At 34.9% G+C, this 21,058-nt stretch carries 22 protein-coding genes, 1 tRNA gene and 1 pseudogene; 17 read left to right on the top strand and 7 right to left on the bottom strand.

Annotated features, from left to right (window positions below):
- Nucleotides 1–509 precede the first annotated feature (509 nt).
- From rpmH to ACVPPR_RS09310, 4 genes are all read left to right on the top strand, one after another.
- Nucleotides 510–644: a 50S ribosomal protein L34 gene (gene rpmH, locus ACVPPR_RS09325; RefSeq protein WP_057974157.1), complete on the top strand. Its 135-nt coding sequence runs from the start codon at nt 510–512 to the stop codon at nt 642–644.
- A 64-nt stretch (nt 645–708) separates the two neighbouring features.
- The gene (rnpA, locus tag ACVPPR_RS09320; protein ID WP_462304258.1) at nt 709–1,047 is read left to right on the top strand and encodes a ribonuclease P protein component; all 339 of its coding nucleotides are present in this window, start codon (nt 709–711) and stop codon (nt 1,045–1,047) included.
- A 22-nt stretch (nt 1,048–1,069) separates the two neighbouring features.
- Nucleotides 1,070–1,909 carry a membrane protein insertase YidC gene (gene yidC, locus ACVPPR_RS09315; RefSeq protein ID WP_462298503.1) on the top strand — a complete coding sequence of 280 codons (840 nt, stop codon included), beginning with the start codon at nt 1,070–1,072 and terminating at the stop codon, nt 1,907–1,909.
- Between the two features lie 85 nt (nt 1,910–1,994).
- The gene (locus tag ACVPPR_RS09310) at nt 1,995–2,192 is read left to right on the top strand and encodes a PspC domain-containing protein (RefSeq protein WP_462304257.1); all 198 of its coding nucleotides are present in this window, start codon (nt 1,995–1,997) and stop codon (nt 2,190–2,192) included.
- 56 nt (nt 2,193–2,248) lie between these two features.
- Here ACVPPR_RS09310 and ACVPPR_RS09305 read toward each other — a convergent pair whose 3' ends face one another.
- Complete coding sequence (locus tag ACVPPR_RS09305) at nt 2,249–3,103, bottom strand: aldo/keto reductase (protein ID WP_462304256.1); 855 nt, start codon at nt 3,101–3,103, stop codon at nt 2,249–2,251.
- 172 nt (nt 3,104–3,275) lie between these two features.
- Between ACVPPR_RS09305 and jag the strand changes: the two genes are divergently transcribed.
- The 4 genes from jag (at nt 3,276) to mnmG (ending at nt 8,020) form a co-directional block, all read left to right on the top strand.
- The gene (jag, locus tag ACVPPR_RS09300) at nt 3,276–4,004 is read left to right on the top strand and encodes an RNA-binding cell elongation regulator Jag/EloR (protein WP_462304255.1); all 729 of its coding nucleotides are present in this window, start codon (nt 3,276–3,278) and stop codon (nt 4,002–4,004) included.
- Nucleotides 4,005–4,029: 25 nt separating this feature from the next.
- Entirely contained in the window at nt 4,030–4,482 is a 453-nt protein-coding gene (locus ACVPPR_RS09295) for a MarR family winged helix-turn-helix transcriptional regulator (RefSeq protein ID WP_462298512.1), read from the top strand.
- Between the two features lie 208 nt (nt 4,483–4,690).
- Nucleotides 4,691–6,079, top strand: a complete 1,389-nt coding sequence (mnmE, locus tag ACVPPR_RS09290) for a tRNA uridine-5-carboxymethylaminomethyl(34) synthesis GTPase MnmE (protein ID WP_462298555.1) — start codon at nt 4,691–4,693, stop codon at nt 6,077–6,079.
- A gap of 30 nt (nt 6,080–6,109) precedes the next feature.
- Entirely contained in the window at nt 6,110–8,020 is a 1,911-nt protein-coding gene (mnmG, locus tag ACVPPR_RS09285; protein WP_462304254.1) for a tRNA uridine-5-carboxymethylaminomethyl(34) synthesis enzyme MnmG, read from the top strand.
- A gap of 100 nt (nt 8,021–8,120) precedes the next feature.
- Here mnmG and ACVPPR_RS09280 read toward each other — a convergent pair whose 3' ends face one another.
- Genes ACVPPR_RS09280 through ACVPPR_RS09270 form a run of 3 tightly spaced genes read right to left on the bottom strand, consistent with a single transcriptional unit; the run spans nt 8,121 to nt 10,542 of the window.
- Nucleotides 8,121–8,606 (bottom strand): hypothetical protein, encoded by a 486-nt coding sequence (locus tag ACVPPR_RS09280; RefSeq protein ID WP_462304253.1) that lies wholly within the window; start codon nt 8,604–8,606, stop codon nt 8,121–8,123.
- 7 nt (nt 8,607–8,613) lie between these two features.
- Nucleotides 8,614–9,009 carry a zinc-ribbon domain-containing protein gene (locus tag ACVPPR_RS09275; RefSeq protein ID WP_462304252.1) on the bottom strand — a complete coding sequence of 132 codons (396 nt, stop codon included), beginning with the start codon at nt 9,007–9,009 and terminating at the stop codon, nt 8,614–8,616.
- Nucleotides 9,010–9,027: 18 nt separating this feature from the next.
- Complete coding sequence (locus ACVPPR_RS09270; RefSeq protein ID WP_462304251.1) at nt 9,028–10,542, bottom strand: zinc ribbon domain-containing protein; 1,515 nt, start codon at nt 10,540–10,542, stop codon at nt 9,028–9,030.
- Between the two features lie 380 nt (nt 10,543–10,922).
- On the opposite strand from ACVPPR_RS09270, the gene ACVPPR_RS09265 reads away from it, so the two are divergent.
- Entirely contained in the window at nt 10,923–11,234 is a 312-nt protein-coding gene (locus tag ACVPPR_RS09265) for a helix-turn-helix domain-containing protein (RefSeq protein WP_462298516.1), read from the top strand.
- Here ACVPPR_RS09265 and ACVPPR_RS09260 read toward each other — a convergent pair.
- Entirely contained in the window at nt 11,229–11,450 is a 222-nt protein-coding gene (locus ACVPPR_RS09260) for a hypothetical protein (protein ID WP_462304250.1), read from the bottom strand. The two genes, ACVPPR_RS09265 and ACVPPR_RS09260, sit on opposite strands and share 6 nt — an antisense overlap.
- Nucleotides 11,451–11,813: 363 nt before the next feature.
- Between ACVPPR_RS09260 and ACVPPR_RS09255 the strand changes: the two genes are divergently transcribed.
- Nucleotides 11,814–12,419 (top strand): hypothetical protein, encoded by a 606-nt coding sequence (locus ACVPPR_RS09255; protein WP_462304249.1) that lies wholly within the window; start codon nt 11,814–11,816, stop codon nt 12,417–12,419.
- Between the two features lie 66 nt (nt 12,420–12,485).
- On the opposite strand, the gene ACVPPR_RS09250 is transcribed toward ACVPPR_RS09255, so the two are convergent.
- A tRNA-Ala gene (locus ACVPPR_RS09250) sits at nt 12,486–12,558 on the bottom strand.
- 286 nt (nt 12,559–12,844) lie between these two features.
- Between ACVPPR_RS09250 and ACVPPR_RS09245 the strand changes: the two genes are divergently transcribed.
- From ACVPPR_RS09245 to ACVPPR_RS09225, 5 genes and pseudogenes are all read left to right on the top strand, one after another.
- Complete coding sequence (locus ACVPPR_RS09245; protein WP_462304248.1) at nt 12,845–13,522, top strand: VIT1/CCC1 transporter family protein; 678 nt, start codon at nt 12,845–12,847, stop codon at nt 13,520–13,522.
- Between the two features lie 12 nt (nt 13,523–13,534).
- Entirely contained in the window at nt 13,535–14,218 is a 684-nt protein-coding gene (locus ACVPPR_RS09240; RefSeq protein WP_462304247.1) for a VIT1/CCC1 transporter family protein, read from the top strand.
- Between the two features lie 120 nt (nt 14,219–14,338).
- The gene (locus tag ACVPPR_RS09235; RefSeq protein ID WP_462298520.1) at nt 14,339–14,917 is read left to right on the top strand and encodes a TetR/AcrR family transcriptional regulator; all 579 of its coding nucleotides are present in this window, start codon (nt 14,339–14,341) and stop codon (nt 14,915–14,917) included.
- A gap of 140 nt (nt 14,918–15,057) precedes the next feature.
- Nucleotides 15,058–16,363 (top strand): annotated as a pseudogene (locus tag ACVPPR_RS09230) (MMPL family transporter).
- 57 nt (nt 16,364–16,420) lie between these two features.
- Nucleotides 16,421–17,590: an efflux RND transporter permease subunit gene (locus ACVPPR_RS09225; RefSeq protein WP_462304246.1), complete on the top strand. Its 1,170-nt coding sequence runs from the start codon at nt 16,421–16,423 to the stop codon at nt 17,588–17,590.
- A 141-nt stretch (nt 17,591–17,731) separates the two neighbouring features.
- Here ACVPPR_RS09225 and ACVPPR_RS09220 read toward each other — a convergent pair whose 3' ends face one another.
- Entirely contained in the window at nt 17,732–18,934 is a 1,203-nt protein-coding gene (locus ACVPPR_RS09220) for a C40 family peptidase (RefSeq protein WP_462304245.1), read from the bottom strand.
- Between the two features lie 478 nt (nt 18,935–19,412).
- On the opposite strand from ACVPPR_RS09220, the gene lepB reads away from it, so the two are divergent.
- Nucleotides 19,413–20,015 (top strand): signal peptidase I, encoded by a 603-nt coding sequence (gene lepB, locus ACVPPR_RS09215; protein WP_462304244.1) that lies wholly within the window; start codon nt 19,413–19,415, stop codon nt 20,013–20,015.
- Between the two features lie 52 nt (nt 20,016–20,067).
- Nucleotides 20,068–21,018 carry a pyrimidine-specific ribonucleoside hydrolase RihA gene (gene rihA / locus ACVPPR_RS09210; protein WP_462298524.1) on the top strand — a complete coding sequence of 317 codons (951 nt, stop codon included), beginning with the start codon at nt 20,068–20,070 and terminating at the stop codon, nt 21,016–21,018.
- Nucleotides 21,019–21,058: the final 40 nt, after the last annotated feature.

Below are 21,058 nucleotides of genomic sequence, written 5' to 3'. Positions count from 1 at the left end.
AAAAAGCCTCCTTGTCTAAATAAATCGTAACTCTAGTTTAGCATTTTAAAGCGGAGTTTTCCACAGGTTTAAAAAATTGTGCAAAAAAGAATAACAGGGGGTTTAATAAGTTTTCCACAAGGTTGGGTAAAAAGAAACAGTAGCCCCAACAGCAACCAGTTATCCACAAAAAAGGTAGGAATGTAAGCGTTGATTTAATAGCTTTTTAAAGAGTTGTTCACAATTAATAGTTAAGGGTGTGTATAACTTATTAACAGGCTGTTTATTGTGAAAAAGGCTGTGACCCGAACTGTGGAACGTGAGATGTGTTTCACAAGTCATCCACAAGAAAAAAATAAATCCTTTGAAAATGTGGATAACTAATTTATAGATAATTCTCATAATTTTCTTTCATAGAAGAAAGAAGTATGGTATTATATTCCGGTAAGTGAAATTGACATCACTGGTGTCTTGTTTTGTTGAGATACCGATTAGTTGAAACATTAAGTATTTAAGGAGGTGCCTAAATTATGAAAAGAACATACCAACCTAAAAAACGTCACCGTGAACGTGTCCATGGTTTCCGTAAACGCATGAGTACAAAAGGCGGCCGTAACGTCTTAGCACGTAGACGCCGTAAAGGTAGAAAAGTATTGTCTGCATAGACCACTGATTTCAGTGGTTTTTTTTATTACAAAGATACAGAACCTAATTAACTGGAGATATTACATGAGAAAATCATATCGCGTTAAAAAGGAAGCAGAGTTTCAAACCGTCTTTAAAAAGGGTCAATCTTGTGCGAACCGGAAATATGTTATTTATATGATGGAAAAACCAGGACAAGTTCATTTTAGAGTCGGAATTTCAGTTGGAAAGCGTATTGGGAATGCGGTTGCCCGTAATTGGGTTAAGCGTCGTATTCGTCAATCGTTATTAGAATTGAAACCAGATCTTAAACAAGATTGTGATTTTTTGGTTATTGCTAGACCATCTGTTGCTTGGTTGTCGCAAGAAGAATCAAAAAAACAAATGATGCATGTTTTAAAAATAGCTAAGATTTTAGACTAATAAAGTGAGCGAGGGTATTCTTGTGAAAAAGAAGAGTAAGCGATTTTTAGTCCTATTCAGTATGTTAGGGTTGATGTTGGTCCTAGCAGGATGTAGTACAACGCCAATAACGGAAAATAGTACAGGAATCTGGGATGGTGGTATTATCCTTAGTTTCTCTAGAGCGATTATTTTCCTTTCAAAATTATTTGGTGGAAACTATGGTGTTGGTATTATCATCTTTACCATAATCATTAGGGTTATTTTGTTACCATTAATGATTTACCAAACAAGAAGTATGCGTAAAACAGCTGAAGTACAACCTCAATTGAAGGCACTTCAAGCTAAGCATTCTGGTAAAGATGCTGCAACTGTCCAAAAATTACGTGAAGAACAACAAAAATTGTATGCAGAAGCAGGTATTAATCCAGTTGCTGGATGTTTACCATTATTAGTGCAAATGCCAATTTTACTTGCTCTTTATCAGGCTATTTTAAGAACTAATGTTTTAAAAACAGGTGAATTTTTGTGGTTACAACTTGGTGATAAAGATCCGTACTTCATCTTACCTATTTTGGCTGCAATTTTAACTTACTTTGTTTCTAAATTGGGTGTTATGGCCCAACCAGAAGCTAATTCAATGTCATCAATCATGGTTTATGGTACGCCAGTAATGATTCTTGTTACAGCTATCAATTTACCATCAGCTTTGTCATTGTACTGGGTTATAACAAATGCATTTTCAGTTGGACAAACGTTAATGATTAACAATCCGTTCAAAATTACGCGTGAACGTGAAGAAAAAGTTCGTCTTGAAAAAGAAAAAGTCCAAGCTATTCAAAAAGCAAAAAAGAAAGCCTATAAAGGCCGTAATAAAAAATAAGTGTCTGAAACCAAATCTCATTTAGTAGATTTGGTTTTTTATTTTAGTTATAATTAAGAAAAGTAATAACAGGGAGGTTATTAAGGTGAAAAAATTAACAAAATCAAATGATAGAGTTATTGCAGGGGTTGTTGGTGGTATTGCTGAGTACTTTAACTGGGATCCAACAATAACAAGAATAGGTTATATCATCTTGAGCGTTGTGAGTGTTGCGTTTCCTGGTATTTTAGTTTACATTCTTTGTGCTTTAATTATGCCTGATGCATCTACAAAATATAGATAATACTAAAAATGCGTGCCCAGAATTTCTGGGCACGCATTTGTTTCACGTGAAACAATTTAGAAAGTTACTGTATCTGGATCTTGTGCGTAACCAACCACACCTTCAAGTGAGTTAATTTCTGCCATATCTGCATCAGATAATTCAAAATCAAATAAATGAGTATTTTCTTCAATTCTATCAGCATGGACAGATTTTGGAAGTGGCAAGAAGCCATTTTGTAATGACCAGCGTAACGTAACTTGTGCAACGCTATGACCAATACGACTGGCAATTTTAACCATTGTTGGTTCAGTGAAGATAGCACCAGTTCCTAATGGGCTATATGCTTCTAGTTGAATATTGTGTTCATGACAGTAATCAATGGTTTCTTTAGGGGTATCACCAGGGGCCAATCTAATTTGATTGATCATTGGGGTGATCGTTTGTGTTTCTTCTAAAACTTTGAAATGACGAGGACGGAAGTTAGAAACGCCAATTGCTTTAATTTTACCTTCATTATAGAGATCTTCAAAGGCACGCCATGTTTCTTGAAGATGGTTTTCCCAATGATCTTCACGATAAGCAGCAGGATTAGGCCAGTGAATTAAGAATAAATCAAGATAATCAACGTCCAAGTCCTTTAATGTTTGTGCAAAGGCCGCTAGTGTTTCATCGTAAGTGTGCGCCGTGTTAGCTAATTTGCTTGTTAAAAAGATGTCCTTACGGGCAACACCGCTTTCGATGATACCTTCACCGACGCTACTTTCATTATGGTACATTTCAGCAGTATCTAAATGTCTGTAACCAGCAGCTAAGGCCGATTTTACTGATGCTTTAGCAACATCACCACTAGGTGTTTGCCAAGTTCCAAACCCGACAACTGGAATTTTTACGCCATTTGCTAATTCATATGTATCTGTTAATTTATTCATAGAATTAAACCTCCAAGTGTTTTTATTTACTTCTATATGTCATTATAGCCTGGGGCCTATAGATTTTGTCAAATGATAGAACTTTTAAAAAAAGTCGTTCCAAAAAAGGGTATAGATAAGGGGGCATTTAGTGCTATAATATAACGATGATAATTATATTTGGAGGATGGACATGCCCATATTTACTGGAAAAAATGTTGATCAAGCTGTAGCTGGTGGTTTGGCTACTTTAAAGCTTGAAAAAACACAGGTCGAGATCAAAATAATCAATGAAGGCAAGTCTGGATTCTTATTTTTTGGCCGTCAAAAGGCGGAAGTTGAGTTAATTGAAAAAAAAATAGTGAAAAAACCGACAAGCAAAAAAACAATTGATGAAAAAAAAGAGATTATTGCATCAAAACCGCTGACGGCAGAAGAAAAAGCTGCTAGAAGTCAGCTTAATGAAAAAGCAGTTCATGATGTTGGGTATTATTTAGCTGATATTACTGAATTGATGGGGATTGATACAGAAATCAACGTTCAATTTGAACGTCGTCAGGTAACCTATGATTTCAATACGAGTAAACAGGGCTTACTAATTGGTAAACATGGTAAGAGCTTAAATGCCTTGCAGTATTTAGCACAAGTTAACATGAACCAAAAAGCAGTTAGTCGAATGAACGTTATTCTAGATGTTGGTGGATATCGTCAGCGTCGTGAAGAAACGATTGAACGGTTAACAATTAAAGTTGCTAAGGATGTTATTCGAACAGGTGAAACCATTCAATTGGATCCAATGCCTGCTAATGAGCGTAAGCAAATTCATTTTTATTTAGCACGAAATAATCGAATCAAAACAACATCGGTTGGAACAGGAACCAAACGATCAGTTATTGTTGCACCTAAGAATAAAACGAATTAGTCAGTAATAGAAGGAGCCACCACATATGACTTTAAAACATAATCCGAACAAATTAGAAGATGAACTTTGTTTTTCCATTTATACAGCACAAAAAGATTACAATAAATTTTATACAGAATCATTGAAGGAATTTAATTTAACGTATCCGCAATATATAACGTTACTTTCATTGTGGGAAAAAGCCCCCGTTATGGTGAAGGAACTTGGGGCAAAGTTACATTTGGATAATGGGACATTAACACCACTTCTAAAACGTATGGAAAAAGATGATTGGATTATACGTGCTAGAGATTCTGAAGATGAACGTCGCGTAAATGTTTCATTAACTGAAAAAGCGAAAAAAAGTAAAAGTAAGATTATGGAACAAATGGCTAGCTGTTTTGCTTCGTTTGATATGACTGAAGAAGAATATCTAGGTTATGTTCAAGAATTGAAAATAATTACTAGTAAATTAGAAAATCGGTCTATTCGTAGTTAAACGAATCAATTTAGTTAAACAGATTTGTTGACAAATGCCAGTAAAGCAAGTATATTATTGGCATTGAACTTAATATTAGATAAAGTAGTGAAGGTGCTTTATCCACGTCCTTTTTATGGCGTGGAGTGGGCCCTTTTTTTGTTTGAAAAAATTTAAAGAACAAGGTTGCCTGACTGATAATAAGAAAATGAAGGGAGCATTTAAAGACATGCCAGAACTAACAGAATTTGATACAATTGCCGCTATTTCGACACCACCTGGTGAAGGGGCCATTTCAATTGTTCGATTGAGTGGGGAAGACGCCGTTCAAATTGCTAACAACGTGTTTAAAGGGAAAAATTTAGCTAATGTTGATAGCCATACCATTAATTATGGTCATATTTTAAATCCTAAAACGGATGAAGAAGTGGATGAAGTCATGGTTTCGGTGATGCTAGCGCCAAAAACATTTACACGTGAAGATGTCATTGAAATTAACTGTCATGGTGGGATTGTACCAACGAACCAAATTTTACAATTACTATTAAGTAATGGTGCGCGATTAGCTGAACCTGGTGAATTTACAAAACGGGCCTTTTTGAATGGTCGAATTGATTTATCTCAAGCTGAAGCTGTCATGGATTTAATTCGTGCTAAAACGGATCGTTCAATGAAAGTGGCTTTGAACCAGTTAGATGGTAATTTATCACGTTTAATTCGTAATTTACGTAAAGATATCGTAGATGTTTTAGCATTAGTTGAAGTTAATATTGATTATCCAGAATACGATGCTGGTGAAGAAATGACGACTAAATTATTGCTTGAAAAAGCACGAGATGTTAAGAAATATGTGCAAGAATTACTACAAACTGCGCAACAAGGTAAAGTGTTACGTGAAGGATTAGCTACGGCCATTATTGGTCGTCCTAATGTTGGTAAATCGAGTCTTTTGAATCATTTATTACATGAGGATAAAGCCATTGTAACTGATGTTGCCGGAACAACGCGTGATGTGATTGAAGAATACGTTAATGTTATGGGTGTGCCTTTGAAGTTAGTGGATACAGCTGGTATTCGGGATACAGAAGATAAAGTTGAAAAAATTGGGGTTGAACGTTCTAAAGAAGCAATCGTTCAAGCTGATTTAGTAATGCTTGTCTTAAACAACAACGAACCCTTATCTGCTGAAGATAAACAACTCATTAAATTAACGCAAAATGATAAACGAATTGTTATTTTAAATAAAACAGATTTACCTGATAATTTAGACCGCAAAGAGTTAGAAAGCATGGTTGATCCAACTGAAATTATTTCAATTTCTGTCTTGAAACACGAAGGTATGAAGCAACTTGAAGAAAAGATTGCTAACTTATTTTTTGGTGGGATCGAAAACAGTCAAACAACAATCATGATTACGAATTCTCGTCATATTGGCTTATTAAATCAAGCTGAAACTGCGTTAGATGATGTTATAACCGGAATTGCTGCAGGGATGCCAATTGATTTAGTTCAAATTGATATGACCAGAAGTTGGGAATTACTTGGTGAAATCACTGGTGATAGTTATCAGGATGAATTACTCACGGAATTATTTAGTCAATTCTGTTTAGGTAAATAATTGTCAGCAAATAGGAGGATGTAAATATAAATGGACATTAAAACTTATGATGCGCCAGACTACGACGTCATTGTCGTTGGTGCTGGACATGCCGGCTCAGAGGCAGCACTTGCTGCTGCACGAATGGGCAATAGAACATTACTGATTACAATTAGCTTGGACATGGTTGCGTTTATGCCATGTAATCCCTCAATTGGTGGTCCTGCTAAAGGAATTGTTGTACGCGAAATTGATGCCTTAGGTGGCGAAATAGGTCGTAATATTGATAAAACTTACGTTCAAATGCGTATGTTGAATACGGGTAAAGGGCCAGCGGTTAGAGCATTACGCGCCCAAGCTGATAAGCATCTTTATTCAAGCGAAATGAAACATACAATGGAAAAAGAAGAAAACTTGACGTTACGTCAAGGAACTGTTGATAGTTTAATTGTCGAAGATGGTGAATGCCGTGGTGTTGTAACAAATACTGGCGCAAAGTACCGTTCTAAAAGTGTTGTTTTAACGGTTGGGACGGCTGCTCGAGGTAAAATTATTATTGGTGAATTAAGTTATTCATCAGGTCCTAATAATTCACAACCTGCCATTAAATTATCTGAAAATCTTGAAGCACTTGGTTTTGATTTGGAACGCTTCAAAACAGGGACACCACCTCGTGTTGATGGGAATACAATTGATTACAGTGTGACTGATGAGCAACCAGGTGATGTTGAGCCTAATCACTTCAGTTTTGAAACACCTGATGAAGCTTATATTGATGTTAAAAATCAATTATCTTGTTGGTTAACGTACACGAACTTAAAGACGCATGCAATTATTAATGCTAATCTTGATCGTGCACCAATGTTCTCAGGAATTATTAAAGGTGTGGGTCCACGTTACTGCCCATCTATTGAAGATAAGATTGTCCGATTCTCTGATAAACCTCGTCATCAACTCTTCTTGGAACCAGAAGGTCGCTCAACGGATGAATTTTACGTTCAAGGCCTTTCTACATCAATGCCAGAAGAAGTTCAACAAGATATTATTCATTCAATTAAGGGCCTTGAAAACGCTGAATTAATGCGTCCAGGGTATGCGATTGAATATGATGTTGTGGCGCCTTACCAATTACGCCCAACGCTTGAAACAAAATTAGTGAAGAATCTATATACTGCGGGTCAAACAAATGGAACTTCTGGTTATGAAGAAGCTGCTGGGCAAGGTTTGGTAGCAGGAATTAATGCTGGATTACGTGCTTTAGGCCGTGAAGATTTTACATTGAATCGTAGTGATGCTTATATTGGCGTTATGATTGATGATTTAGTAACAAAGGGGACCAATGAACCTTACCGTTTATTAACGTCTCGTGCTGAATATCGTCTCATTTTACGTCATGATAATGCAGATTTACGTTTAACTGAAAAAGGGTATGATATTGGGTTGATTTCAGAAGAACGTTTAGCTATTTTTGAAGCCAAAAAAGCTGAAATTGAAGCTGAAAAAGCTAGATTGCAATCATTCCGTATTAAACCAACTGATGACGTGAATGCTTTCTTAGCAGAACATGACAGTGCTGCCTTGAAAGATGGCGTATTGGCTAACGAATTCTTGCGTCGTCCTGAAGTGACTTATGCAGATGTTGCCAAATTCATGCCAGGCCCTGACCATGAATTAGATCATAGAATTATTGAGCAAGTTGAAATTCAATTTAAATATGAGGGTTACATCAAAAAAGCGCAAGAAAAAGTTGCGAAATTAAAACGTATGGAAGCTAAAAAAATTCCAACAAACATCGATTACGATGCGATTGAAGGAATTGCGACGGAAGCACGTCAAAAATTTATTAAAATCCAACCAGAAACATTAGCTCAAGCTAGTCGTATTAGTGGTGTTAATCCCGCTGATTTATCGATTCTCGCTGTTTATATCGAACAGGGTAAGATTGCTAAGGTTAATAACTAAAGTTATAGGGATGCATAAAAGGCGTCAATTAAGTATAATATACTTAATTGACGCCTTTTTTTATTGAAAGATTAATGAGTTATCTTGCCGAAGGGAATTTTTATAGTCCCGCTGCTTGTATAATTGACGCTAAACTTGATGCTAAACTAACAGCAAATACGGTCATAACAAGGAAGACAACAAATGCCAATAGTAATTGACCAATAACAACACCGTAAAGGCGATCAATTTTAAGTGGGTGTGTATCAACAATAATTGCTAGAATAAATGCCACACTCATAATAATTGCCATTAAAAAGTATAAGAACACAGCAAAAGCTTTAAGACCAGCTAACATTAAAATCATGCTAAGAACCGATAATGCAAGATTGACCATTAAATAATGTGTGAAACGATTTGTAAAGGCTAATAGTGTGTCGGTTTTATCACCCAACACAACGTTACGAACGAAAATGCCAATTAAGACATAAACAGCAAAAACGAGTAACGTCAAGAAGAATAGTTTTACATAGAGACCGCTCTCAACTGTTGATTCACCTTGGCTAACAGCTGAGCTGCTTGAACCACCAAAAAATTCTGAGAACATGTTTGTACTATCCTATAGCTGAAGAAACTGATGAAGCGACGCTATTTAACAATAATTTTACAAAAATATCATTGAATAATGCGAACAAGATAATTGTCGCAAAGCCAAAATATTTATGACCATTTTCTAAAATTGTTGGATGTTTAATGGCATTTAAGAAATAAGACCAATAATTTGTTGCGAAAGCTTTGGCTTGTTCAACATTTTCATTTTGGCTTCTAGTTTCTGGTTCGGGTGCATATTGTTGTTGGAATTTTGTTGGTTCTGGTACATTTTGTGTTTGTTGTTGATCTGCTTTTTGAGCAGGTTTTTGAGTAGGTTCAGCCGGGAAGGCGAACCCACAGTTTGTACAAAATTTTACGGTTGCTGGTTGTTGAGACCCACAGTTAGGACATGTTTTCATTGTTATTTCCTCCAAGGTTTAGTTATCTTCAGTTTTTTCACTAATTTTTTTTGCTGGTGTAATTGAATTGATTAAGAAATCATCATTATTAGAATAATTGACCTTAGCGGTATATTCGAAGACTTGTGTTTTAGTTGAATAGTCATCATCACTATCAGTGAGATCAAAAGTATAAGTCACATCATAAGTGACATCGAATTTATTCTTAGCTGTAGGTGTTATCGTTTTGACTTTAGTAGCATAATCGACACTTTCAATTGAATCATTATTGTAGTAACTCTCAGCAATTTTAATCCATGATTTAGCATCCGCGTTACTTTCACCACCAACGAAGAAGCTACCAATTGTTCCGTAACTGTCGCTTGAATCCTCGTCGGAATCGTCACCTTCACTAGTGTAATCACTAATATGTGAAAATAAATTATCCATGTAACTTTGGGCATCGTCTAGGGTTAACATGTCAGGGAAAGTAATATTGAATAAATTACTTTCAGAACTATCTTGATAGCCATCTTCATCAGAACTATCTAGCGTCACGCTATTATCGTCATCGCTACCTGAAATTTTATATTTACTTGTAACAAGCGTGTTGTCACCAACTTTTTCTTTAAGTTGTAAAATATTGTTTCCAGAAGAGGCAATAGGTCCAATTGTTGCGGTTCCAGAGCCATTAGTTGTGCCGACTTTTTTTGAGTTAACGTAAATATCGGCCTTTGCGATACTTTTAATTCTAAACGTAATGGTACTTAAATCTAGATTTACGCTAGAAGTTGGACTGTTGAGTATCTCGGTTGATTCATTATTTAATTTAGTACCATCAACAGCGCCAGTTGCTTCTATTTTGTAACTACCAGGGACTAAGCCTGTGATAGTTTTACTGTAATCATCAGAGTTAGCTGTGGCAATTTTCTTGTCATTCATTTTAATGACAGCGCCAGAAGTATTTGTTGATAATTTAACGGAAACGGTTGAAAAATTGGCTGTATATTTAGGGAATAATAACCAATGTTTACCATTTTCTTTTAATTGGAATTGGTTAGAAGTGTTTGTTGAGCTCGTTAAGCCATTTTTAAACTCTTTAAGGGAAGCCGCGCTATTCCAAGCATCTGATGCAGGCTTCATAGATGAATCAGTAATTTTTAATGCAGTATCTGACGTTGAAAAATAGTTTTTCATATTTTTGTCAGTTTTTAGAGCCTCTGTCATTCGATTAATCTGATTCTCTTTTGAATAATATTTGGTCCCAGCATAATAACCACCCAAAATAATAATAATGATTGCGACAATTAAAATTCTGAAAAATTTTGTTTTACCTGAAATGGGTGGTTTAGCAGAACGTGTCTGGTTAGCTGGCATTTCTTGTTGGTTTGGTACTTGTTGTTGAACCGGTGCAACACGTAAATTAAAGTTACAGTTAGGGCAAAAATTGTCTGATTGTGACACTTCAGTTCCACAATTAGGACAGAATTTTTTGGTAGAACTTCCGGTCATATTATCTAGCGGAGCATGATAGATATAGTCTTTTTTAATCATTAGTTCTCCTTTTGAGTAGTATTTGGATCTGTAGCAGGCATCTAAATTCCTGCATAATTTGTTCTAAAATAATGACTAAATCAATAAAAATATAAAAAATTTTGGAAATTGGTTGAGATGTTATGTGCGCTTATACGACTACTTATGTATCTCAATTTTAATGTTATCGTTCGTAATCTCCCCACAGAGCCTCCCTTTAAATCGGATTTAATACCGAATCAACGAATAATGAACGTACCTTAATTGAACCTTAACTTATTTTAACAATCGAAGAGGTTATTGTATATAGATTTATTTTATAAAACGATAACTACAACTCTGTTTGATTTATTTGAAATCCTTTACCATAAAGAGATTACCTTTCTGATTAGGAGTTTAAGATGCTTGAAAAAATAGGAATATTGATTCGTGCTAAACGAAAATTATTGAATATGACCATTGAGCAATTGGCTGAAAAGTCAAAATCTTCTGTTAGTTTAATTTCTCTGATAGAACGTGGAAAGTTAGACAATATTAAGATGAAAAAATTATCAGATATTGCTGAAGCATTAGATCTGACTTTAGCTGATTTTTTTACTGATAAAAATTTAAAAGGTGTTGCAACGCTTGATTTAATTAATTATCTAGCTTCTTTGCCAGAAGATAAGCGTGAAGCAACAGCTGAATTATTGCTCAAAATAATCCGTTTATAAATGATTATCTTTAATGATGGACCATGCTATTTCTTCAATAGTGTGATCTTTTTTGTGTGTTTGATAAGCCAAAGATAGATCAATTTGTTTGGTGGGTAGGTCTAAAGTTAAAATATCAAAATTGTGAAAATCAACTCGATAGTCACTAAACTTATAAATTAAAAATTTTAAATCCTGTAGCATTTTCAAATTATCGTGTACTTCTGTCCCATTCATAAATAAAATCTCCCTTATAAAAAATTGCATAAAAAAAGCATTAGCCTTTATTAGCTAATGCTTAGATTACAACAAAAATATTTATATTATAAGACTGATATTTTAAAAAAATTAATTTTGGTTTCTATGTGAGGGTCATAGTCTTTTTTATAAAATTAATTTTAACGATAGTGTCAAGTTTTGTCAATCGTTAATATAAAGGTGTTTGTTGAAATGAAATGGGTTTATATAAATTTGAAATAAATAGAGCTCTTAGGGAGGGACTTCTTAAAAATCAGGTAGTTTTAAATTAATGAAATGGGTATAATTTAAAAAGAATCAAAGGGCATATATAATTATTTAAAGGGGGATTAAGCATAAGTTATGAGTGTAAAGCATGCGAAACCTAAATCAAATAAAGGAATTTCTGTAAAAATGATGTTAGCGGTTATTGTTATTCTATTAATTGTTGGGGTAATTTTGATAATTCAAACGACAGATAAAAATTTTGTGGTATCTGATACTTCATCTGTTAGTTCTAACAGTTCCTTTGAAGATTCTTCCAGCGCAATTTCTAGTGAGTCAAGTTCTGTACCAGATGATGTAGAGTATAAAAAAACATCAGTGATAGGACCGTATTCTGTTTCAACGGAAGAATTAAATTCTAAACAATTTTATATAGGCAATGGTGGTCCTGTTTATTCATTTTCATTGGATAATCAATCGGGAGATGGCACAATATCATGGGAGTCAAATGATGGCGGAGCTGAAGTTCCAAATGGTTCTGAAAGAGTTTCTTATCAAGAAATTGAAGTTAAACGTATAAAGGTCAGACTTGATACTTCAACAAGATTAGTGAAGGTCAACACGGTACTCGTAGCAAATTCTAGTGATAATCTTTATTATGCATTCGAAAATAGAAATGGAGGTTTTTCGATTGCCGTACCTATGTCAGGAGCTGATGAATTTGATGAAGCGAGTGGGAACTAAACTGTAATAAAGTATAAAGAAGCGAGATTACTTTTAATTAAGTGATCTCGCTTCTTTATATTTTAATGGACCCTAACGGATTTGAACCGTCGACCTTCTACTTGCGGAGCAGACGCTCTCCCAACTGAGCTAAGGGCCCGAATATGTTTATGATACACCAAATAGATATAAATTAAAGTAAAATCTGTATTTCCTAGTGAGACAGTCTAAATAACAATGGTTCTCAATTAAAAAAAGTGAAGGTAAATTAATTTTTAAAGGTTTTTTGCCGGTATAATAAGGTTTTTTACGTATTAATAAAGGAATAACGGATGATAATTTTGACTGATATTCATGGAGGCACTAAAATTAATAGTTAGAAGAGATATGAGACAGGTAAAGGTTTTGCAAAATTTAATTTTGCGAAATAAACAAAGGAGATAACCATGTTGCAAAAAATAAATTTAGCAGAAAAAATTAATATATTACGTGCTGGCGTGATGGGAGCTAACGATGGTATTATCTCGGTTTCTGGGATTGTGCTCGGAGTGGCAGGTGCATCTGTTAGTAATTTTGGGATTTTTATTGCTGGTATTGCAGGAATGTTCGCGGGAATGTTCTCAATGGCTGCTGGAGAATATGTCTCTGTGAATACACAAAAAGATACAGAAAAAGCGGCCATGGACGTGCAAACTGAAAAAATTAAAACACATTTTAATTCTGAGAAAAGCGATTTAGTTACGTATTATCAAAAGCAAGGTATTTCTGAAAATGTTGCCATGGAGATAGCAACTGAACTTATGGAAAAAGATGCTGTTTTGGTAACAGCAAAGGAAAAATATGGTATTGACCCAGAACATTATACGAATCCTTGGCATGCGGCGGTTGCATCAATGTTATTATTCCCAGTTGGTGCTGCACTACCGTTATTCGCGATAACGTTGTTTCCCAAACAAATTAGAATTCAAATGACGATAGTGGCTGTTATTTTTTCTTTAATTTTGACGGGCTATGGTAGCGCAACACTTGGTAATTCTAGTCGAAAATTAGCCATTATTAGAAATGTTATTTCTGGACTTTTGACGATGGCGATTACTTATTTTATTGGACATTTATTCGCATAAAAGGAGAAAATAATGGCAGAGAGAAAGAAAATATCATTAGGGGCAGAATTAAATATATTACGTGCCGGGGTTTTAGGATCAAATGACGGTATTTTGACGGTGGCAGGGGTAGTTTTTGGCGTGGCAGCGGCAACATCAAGTCCATTTGCTGTTTTTATTGCTGGAATGTCAGATTTGTTAGCAGTTGCATTTTCGATGGCATCTGGAGAGTATGTGTCCGTTAGCACGCAAAAGGATACGGAAAAAGCAGTTGTTGAAACGCAAAAGCAAAGACTAATTGACGAGCCTGAACAAGAACGCAAAATGGTAATTTCTGCCTACTTAGAAAAGGGTGTTTCCAAAGTATTAGCCATTAAGGCAGCCGATGATATTATGGCAAATAATGCGCTGGAAGGCACTGTGAGGGAACGTTACAGTATCGAAATTGGAAATTATCTAAATCCATGGGATGCTGTTTTTTCATCAATGGTTGCGTCATCGTTAGGTGGTATTTTTCCATTACTTGCAATGACCTTTTTGCCTGGCACTATGAAAATGTGGGGCACAGTTGTAGTCGTGACGCTGGCATTGGCTTTAACAGGCTTTATTAGTGCGTCTTTGGGTAATGCAAGAAAGATGCCAGCTATTTTACGTAACGTCATAGCAGGGCTCATAACAATGCTTGTGACGTACTATATTGGATTATTCTTTGCTTAAACAATTGTTTCATGTGAAACATTGTGCCTTGTGTTACACGGCAGGAACTTTCTATTATAGGGGTAATAGTGTAAGCTTTGAATCAAGTAGTAAACTGATGAAAAATGAGGAAGACCTATTATGGTAGCAACAAATGCACAGCAAAGAGCTAAAAAGAATATACTTGATACGTTTATTAAAATGCTAGAAAAAACTTCTTTGAGTAATATTACTGTAGAACAAATAACGATAGCTGCTAAAATTAATCGAAGTACTTTTTATCGCTATTATCGTGATAAACAAGATCTTTTAGAAGAAGCAATTCATGTGTCAATTTCAAGCATGTTTAATGAAAATATGAGGGCGCTCACAAATGAAGAATTTATTCGCCAAAGTATTTTGGTTATTAAAAAACAAGAACGATTGATTCGAAATTTAACCATTAATAATAATTCTGAGCTTTATCCCATTTTAGTTGAAATAGTTGCAAATGAAATTATTAAATTGCCGAATGAAATAGAACGTAAAGATGATATTCGAAATCAGTTCTATAACCCCGTTTTGAAGTCGGCCCAGTCAGAATACATTTCCTATATGCTGGCAGGTGGCGTCGTTGGCATTTTTTATAAGTGGATAGATAATGGGATGGAACAAAATGCTGAAGAGATTATAAAAGTTCTAATCAGTCTGATAAATTTTAATAAAAGTAATACAAAATAAGCCATCTGTTGCATTTTGCAACGAATGGCTTATTTTATTGGTTGTTTCATTTTTTAACTATAAGTAGAATAAGCATTCTAGTAATTAAATTAAAAGGAGATGGCTCGATTTTGTCAAAAGTATTTCATTCATTTGCAACTATGATTCGTAAACATGCAAAATTAAGTATTAGTATGACTTTAATTGTCACACTAATATTAGGAATAGGGTTAGCAAATATTAAAATTTCAATGGGTAATGAAATATTTGTTAGTAAAGATTCTAAAGTTTATAAAGATACTGCAACGTACCAAAAAAACTTCGGTGGGGACGGTATTTACGTCCTACTCTCGGGTAACCAAAAGGATTTACTTTCAAGCAATAATTTAAAAAAAGTTGCCGATTTTTCTAAGAAAATAAATTCTGTTGATAATGTTAAAGGATCAATGAATCTTGTGTCAGTGATGAATGAACAATTTAAAAATGCAGGAACAAGTTCATCTGATTTAACAAGTTCAGCCAAATTACAAACAGGGTTAATGAATAGTTTAACCACTAAGCAAAAGGAAAAATTAACAACAAAAGTTAATTCCAGCTTAAATGCAACACAAACAGCTGCGCTACAAAAATATACAGTTGGCCTACTTTCAACAAGCCAACAAGCAGCAATGGCACAAAAGATTCAAGCGGGTGCGACATCGCAAGAGGCGCTTACTAGCTCGTTATCACATGCACAAACAAATGAAATTCAAGCTTATATGTTATCGCAATTAACAAGTCAGCAAAAGCAGAGTATGCAGACGTTTGTCGTTGGAATGTTGCCAAAAGTCCAAAATATGGATTCTGATTTAGTTCATGATTTAGTCTTTTCTGATAACGGTAAGATGCCAGCACAACTTAATCAATTACTACCAAACAATGCTAAAAACATGCTGCTTGTTGTTAATACATCAGACAAAACAGATATGAACTCATATGTTAAATTATCAAAAGAGACCAATAAGATAATTAAAGCAGAACATTTTAGCAAAAATGTCAAAGTTCGATTAGCGGGTGGTCCTGCTGTTAATGGTCAAGTTAATGATGTTGTTGTTAGTACAATGAGTACCATGTTTGGCTTAGCCGTTGTACTTATGATTGTCATTCTTGCTAGTGTCTTCCCAGTTCGTCGACGTCTTTTGTCACTACTATTTGTGACCGTTGGATTAATATGGACATTTGGGATTATTAAAAATTCCGTTAACGTTGGCAACTATGGCGACATTACCTATTATTATTGGTCTTGGAACTGATTTTGGTGTTCAATTCCATAATCGATATGAGGAAGAGTACAGGCAAAGTAAAGATGTGGATCAATCTGTTGAAAAATCAATTAAAAGCATGGGACCAGCTGTTGGAATTGCCTTGATTGTCATGACATTTGCCTTTTTGACGATGTTCTTATCAAAGGCACCAATGATGCAATAATTTGGGTTAACGTTAGCAATTGGGGTCGTTTCATCTTATATTGCTGAAATTGTATTGATGTTCTCAACAATGACCATTTTAGATGGTAAAAAGCGAAAAAATAAAAAAGAACCTAAAGAAGTTGGCCCCGCAAAATTGGCTAAAATTTTAAGTCGTTACGCTAATTGGGTGACACATCATGCTAAGGCTATTTTATTTGTTGGATTAATTTTGATGGGATTCGGATTCGCAGCTGAGAATAAAATAAGCACGGAAACTGATTTAATGAAAATGATTCCGCAAAATATGACAGCATTAAAAAATACTAAATATTTGCAAAAAGAAGCTGGATCAACGACTTACCTGACTTATTTAGTGAAATCAGATGGAAAGATAGATAAATCTGATATTCAAACGATTCAAAGTTTTGGTGCTAGTGAAAATAGTAAATACTCTGGAATTTCAGATGTGACTTCAATCGCAACATTACTAAAAACGGCTGGTGTTAATCCAGAAAAGGCAACACAGCATGAGATTAGTAAAGGGATTGCAACGTTACCCTCTGCAGCAAGTCAGACAAGCTACAGTGATAACAAACGCTACGCAACCATTCAATTCAAAATTAAAAAGAATTTATCTACGGATAAACAGCTAACCTTGATGAATCATATTAACTCGGATATTAAAAAAGCAAACTTAGGTTCTGTTGATATATCTCCAGCTGGAGCCCAGGTTATGCAGATAGTCGGATCAGTGAACATGGCCGCTAACCATAATTTAATCATGTTTGTTGGCTTATTGATTATTTTTGTCGTTTTATTATTGGTTTACCGGGATATTCGTTTAGCTCTAATGCCAGTTATTCCAATTTTAATTGTGCTTGGATTATCACCATTGGTATTATATGTCTTTGGGATTTCATACAATCCATTAACAATGACGCTTAGTTCACTTGTTTTAGGAATTGGAACTGAATTTACAATTCTGATACTCGAAAGGTACAAAGAAGAATTCGATTCAGGGATGAAGACAAGAGATGCAGTTGTGAGGGCTGTTTCATCAGTGGGACAGGCAATAACAGTTTCCGCATTAACAGTTATGGGTGGATTTACAGCGATTATCTTCGTTTCTTTCCCCGCTCTTCAAAGTTTTGGGTTAATAACAGTATTAGATACAGGTTTCGCGTTAATCAGTGCACTAACCATTCTTCCAGCAATTATTTACTTGTTGGAGAAAAATAAGAAATAAAATCTCAATCCCCACGATATGAGATTTTGATAATAAATTGTTAGGACTTTAATAACTGGTGATGGAGAACCAATATTTTATACATTTCAGGTACAAAAAAGCATTAACCGAAAAGGTTAATGCTTCAATAGAATTTAATAATTAGTTGTTAACGGTACCAGCAAATGAAGCAGGGTAATAGGCTAATGCACCGATTTTAACATTTTGACCAGGTTCTGGAGCAGCGATGTATTGGCCACCACCTAAGTAAATACCGACATGGTATGAAGAACCTTGTGCTCCCCAGAATAATAAATCTCCAGGTTGAGCAGCAGAAACTGATTTCTTAGTAACGTTTGATTCTTGTCCAATAGTATTACGGTTTAAGTTGATACCAACTTTAGCGAATACATATTGTGTGAAACCTGAGCAGTCAAAACCAGAAGGAGTTGATCCGCCCCAAACATAAGGAGTACCTATGTATGCTTTAGCAATTGAGATAACTTTACTTGCTGAATAGCTTGCTGTTTGTGTTGTTGTATTTGAAGCAGTATTTGTGTTAGTAGCAGCTGGTTCGCTTGCAGCAGTAGTGCTGTTTGAAGTTGTATTTGAACTTGTAGTAGCAGTATTGTTTGCAGTAGCTGCTTTAGGAGTTGTAGTAGCAACTTTAGCAACTGAACCTGTTAATTTCAAAGTTTGACCAGGATTGATCATTGAACTTGAAGTTAAACCGTTAGCATCGCACAATGCTGAGATAGTAACACCGTTAGTTTGAGCAATTGACCACAATGAATCGCCACTCTTAACTGTAACTGTTTTGCCATCTGTAGAAACTGCAGATTCTGTTGCTTTAGCTGTTTCTGGCTTAACAGTTTTAGCTGGTGTTGCTTTAGGTGCTGTAGCAGTAACAGTTTTTGAACCAGTAACTGCTAATTTTTGACCAGGTAAGATAAGTGCTGAGCTATCAGCAAATCCATTAGCTGAACGAAGAGCTGTGATTGAAATGCCATTTGCTTTCGCAATTGACCATAATGAATCACCAGTTTTAACAGTAATAGATGTTTTGCTTGCTGAACTAGTAGTATCAGAAGCAGAAGAAGTATCAGTATCAGTGCTTGTTTTAGCGTTGCTATCTTTTGCAGGAATATTCAATGATTGACCAGGTGTAATAATATGAGATCCTGAATCAATGTTGTTTAAAGTTTCGATTGTTTTGATTGAAACACCGTACTTTTGAGCAAAAGTCCATACAGTATCGTTTGTTTGAACTTTAACAGTTGCTGCATTGGCGTTTGCATTAGATGCAAGAAGGAGACCGGCAGTACCGATTGTACCGAGTAATAATGATTTAACTGTGTTATTCAAGTGAGTCACATCTACTTTCTTTTTTTTATTAATTTATACTTAATACCATCTATTATAACTAGTTCGTGTTGCAATCAAATACAAAAAATATTACAATTCATCACAATTTTGTAACATAGACTGATTAACGCCTACACAACAACGCCCGTGATGCTTTATGTATTTTTGATAAGACTTGTTTATTTTTTATAAATAGTGAATAAAGCTGATTTAAAAGCAATTTACTCACTATTTTTTTAATGTGGCGTCTTGTGAAATGTTACGAAAGCATTACACAAAGCTTACGATTCCTTACTAGTAGAACTAAATAAAACTATACCAGTCGTTTTACTTAGTTGCAAATGAAATTTTAAATTTAATAGAAAGGGATTTCATTGTCTGATATCATTTGAATTATTAGACATTGAAAGTCCTTAAATGGTTAGCGTATAATTAATTAAATAAAGGGAATAAAAATACATAATGATTAGGTGGATTTATGAAAAAAATAGTTAAAGAAATAATGAGTTGGGTCATACCAGTTGTAGTCGGATTAATTATTGCAATGCTTTTAAAAACATTTGTTGTCACAATGGTGCGTGTTGATGGGCCGTCAATGCAACCGAACTTGGTTAATAATGAACACGTTGCTGTTGTTAAAGTAATCGATGTTAAACGTTTTAGTACGGTAGTTTTTGATGCTTATGGTGTGGATCCTAATGCAACAGACGGTCAAGAATACGTCAAACGTGTAATTGGGATGCCTGGTGATACAGTGGCATTTAAAAATGACCATGTGTACGTTAATGGAAAGAAAATTTCAGAGCCTTACATTTCAACGGATCAAAAGACAGTTGGAACAAGGGTTCAAGGGTTAGATGCCAAAAATTGGACATTTAGTTCTTTGGCCATGGATAATAAATGGACTAGAGACGGAACTGCTACTAAAGTGCCTGCAGGTAAGTACTTTGTTTTAGGGGATCATCGTTCGGTTTCCAACGATAGTCGTTATTGGGGATTTGTTGATGAATCAAAAATTCAAGGTGTTGTAAAAGTACCATTCTGGAATTTTAATAAAGCGAATCATAAATATATTTATTAATTGCATTAAAAATGCAGAAAAAAATAAGTTAATTAGAAGAGGAGATTTTATTATGACAAAAACACCAATTATTTTAGATTGTGATCCAGGCCATGATGACGCATTAGCATTAATGATGATTGTCGCTTCACCAGAATTTGATTTACGTGCAGTAACAACATCTGCGGGTAACCAAACACCTGATAAAACATTTGATAATGCTTGTCGATTACTCACATTGATGGAACGGACTGATGTGCCCGTTGCTAGTGGAAATAAAAAACCTTTACTTCAAGAATTAATGATTGCTGATGCTGTACATGGTGATACAGGGGTTGATGGGACAGAATTACCTAAATCTGAGATTCCTGCAACTAACTTAACAGCCATTGAATTAATTGCTGAAATAGTATCTAAAAGTGCTGAAAAAATCACAATGGTTGTGACAGGTCCGATGACAAATATGGCTTTATTTTTAGCTGTTTACCCTGAGTTGAAAAGTAAAATTGAAAAAATTGTCTTCATGGGTGGTTCAACTGACGTTGGAAATGTTAAACCGGGTTCAGAATTCAACATTGCCGTGGATCCAGAATCAGCAAAAATGGTTTTAAATGATTCTATTCCGATGGTTATGGCTGGATTGAATTTAACACATCAAGCACAAATCTTGGATTCAGAAATTGAAGAAATCGGTAAAATTAATAATAAAGTAGCACAGTCTGCTTACGGATTATTGAAATTTTACGGTATCTACTATGGTCAAGAAAAATGGGGATTCCAAGGGATTCCTTTACATGATCCCTGCACAATCGCTTGGATGTTACATCCAGAATTATTTACAAGTGGTCACTATCACGTTGATGTTGAAGTTAACGGTGATCTCACTCGAGGCGAAACGATTGTTGATAAATTTGATTTATTAGGCCTAGAAAAAAATACAGAAGTCTTATTATCAATTGACCGTGCAAAATTTGTTGAACTATTAATTTCAAAACTTAAAAAATTTGATGAATTAGTAGGTTAGAGAATCTTATAGGTGGCTTGTATTTCTGGACTAAATACGT

This window comes from Dellaglioa sp. L3N, from assembly GCF_054941095.1.
The sequence above is the reverse complement of the archived record's forward strand: the minus strand, read 5'-3'. Positions and strand labels throughout refer to the sequence as shown.

Coding starts and splice junctions, on each gene's coding strand:
- rpmH (WP_057974157.1), top strand. CDS start 510: ATGAAAAGAACATACCAACCTAAAAAACGTCACCGTGAACGTGTCCAT.
- rnpA (WP_462304258.1), top strand. CDS start 709: ATGAGAAAATCATATCGCGTTAAAAAGGAAGCAGAGTTTCAAACCGTC.
- ACVPPR_RS09305 (WP_462304256.1), bottom strand. CDS start 3,103: ATGAATAAATTAACAGATACATATGAATTAGCAAATGGCGTAAAAATT.
- jag (WP_462304255.1), top strand. CDS start 3,276: ATGCCCATATTTACTGGAAAAAATGTTGATCAAGCTGTAGCTGGTGGT.
- ACVPPR_RS09295 (WP_462298512.1), top strand. CDS start 4,030: ATGACTTTAAAACATAATCCGAACAAATTAGAAGATGAACTTTGTTTT.
- mnmE (WP_462298555.1), top strand. CDS start 4,691: ATGCCAGAACTAACAGAATTTGATACAATTGCCGCTATTTCGACACCA.
- mnmG (WP_462304254.1), top strand. CDS start 6,110: ATGGACATTAAAACTTATGATGCGCCAGACTACGACGTCATTGTCGTT.
- ACVPPR_RS09280 (WP_462304253.1), bottom strand. CDS start 8,606: ATGTTCTCAGAATTTTTTGGTGGTTCAAGCAGCTCAGCTGTTAGCCAA.
- ACVPPR_RS09275 (WP_462304252.1), bottom strand. CDS start 9,009: ATGAAAACATGTCCTAACTGTGGGTCTCAACAACCAGCAACCGTAAAA.
- ACVPPR_RS09270 (WP_462304251.1), bottom strand. CDS start 10,542: ATGATTAAAAAAGACTATATCTATCATGCTCCGCTAGATAATATGACC.
- ACVPPR_RS09265 (WP_462298516.1), top strand. CDS start 10,923: ATGCTTGAAAAAATAGGAATATTGATTCGTGCTAAACGAAAATTATTG.
- ACVPPR_RS09260 (WP_462304250.1), bottom strand. CDS start 11,450: ATGAATGGGACAGAAGTACACGATAATTTGAAAATGCTACAGGATTTA.
- ACVPPR_RS09255 (WP_462304249.1), top strand. CDS start 11,814: ATGAGTGTAAAGCATGCGAAACCTAAATCAAATAAAGGAATTTCTGTA.
- ACVPPR_RS09245 (WP_462304248.1), top strand. CDS start 12,845: ATGTTGCAAAAAATAAATTTAGCAGAAAAAATTAATATATTACGTGCT.
- ACVPPR_RS09240 (WP_462304247.1), top strand. CDS start 13,535: ATGGCAGAGAGAAAGAAAATATCATTAGGGGCAGAATTAAATATATTA.
- ACVPPR_RS09235 (WP_462298520.1), top strand. CDS start 14,339: ATGGTAGCAACAAATGCACAGCAAAGAGCTAAAAAGAATATACTTGAT.
- ACVPPR_RS09225 (WP_462304246.1), top strand. CDS start 16,421: ATGTTCTCAACAATGACCATTTTAGATGGTAAAAAGCGAAAAAATAAA.
- lepB (WP_462304244.1), top strand. CDS start 19,413: ATGAAAAAAATAGTTAAAGAAATAATGAGTTGGGTCATACCAGTTGTA.
- rihA (WP_462298524.1), top strand. CDS start 20,068: ATGACAAAAACACCAATTATTTTAGATTGTGATCCAGGCCATGATGAC.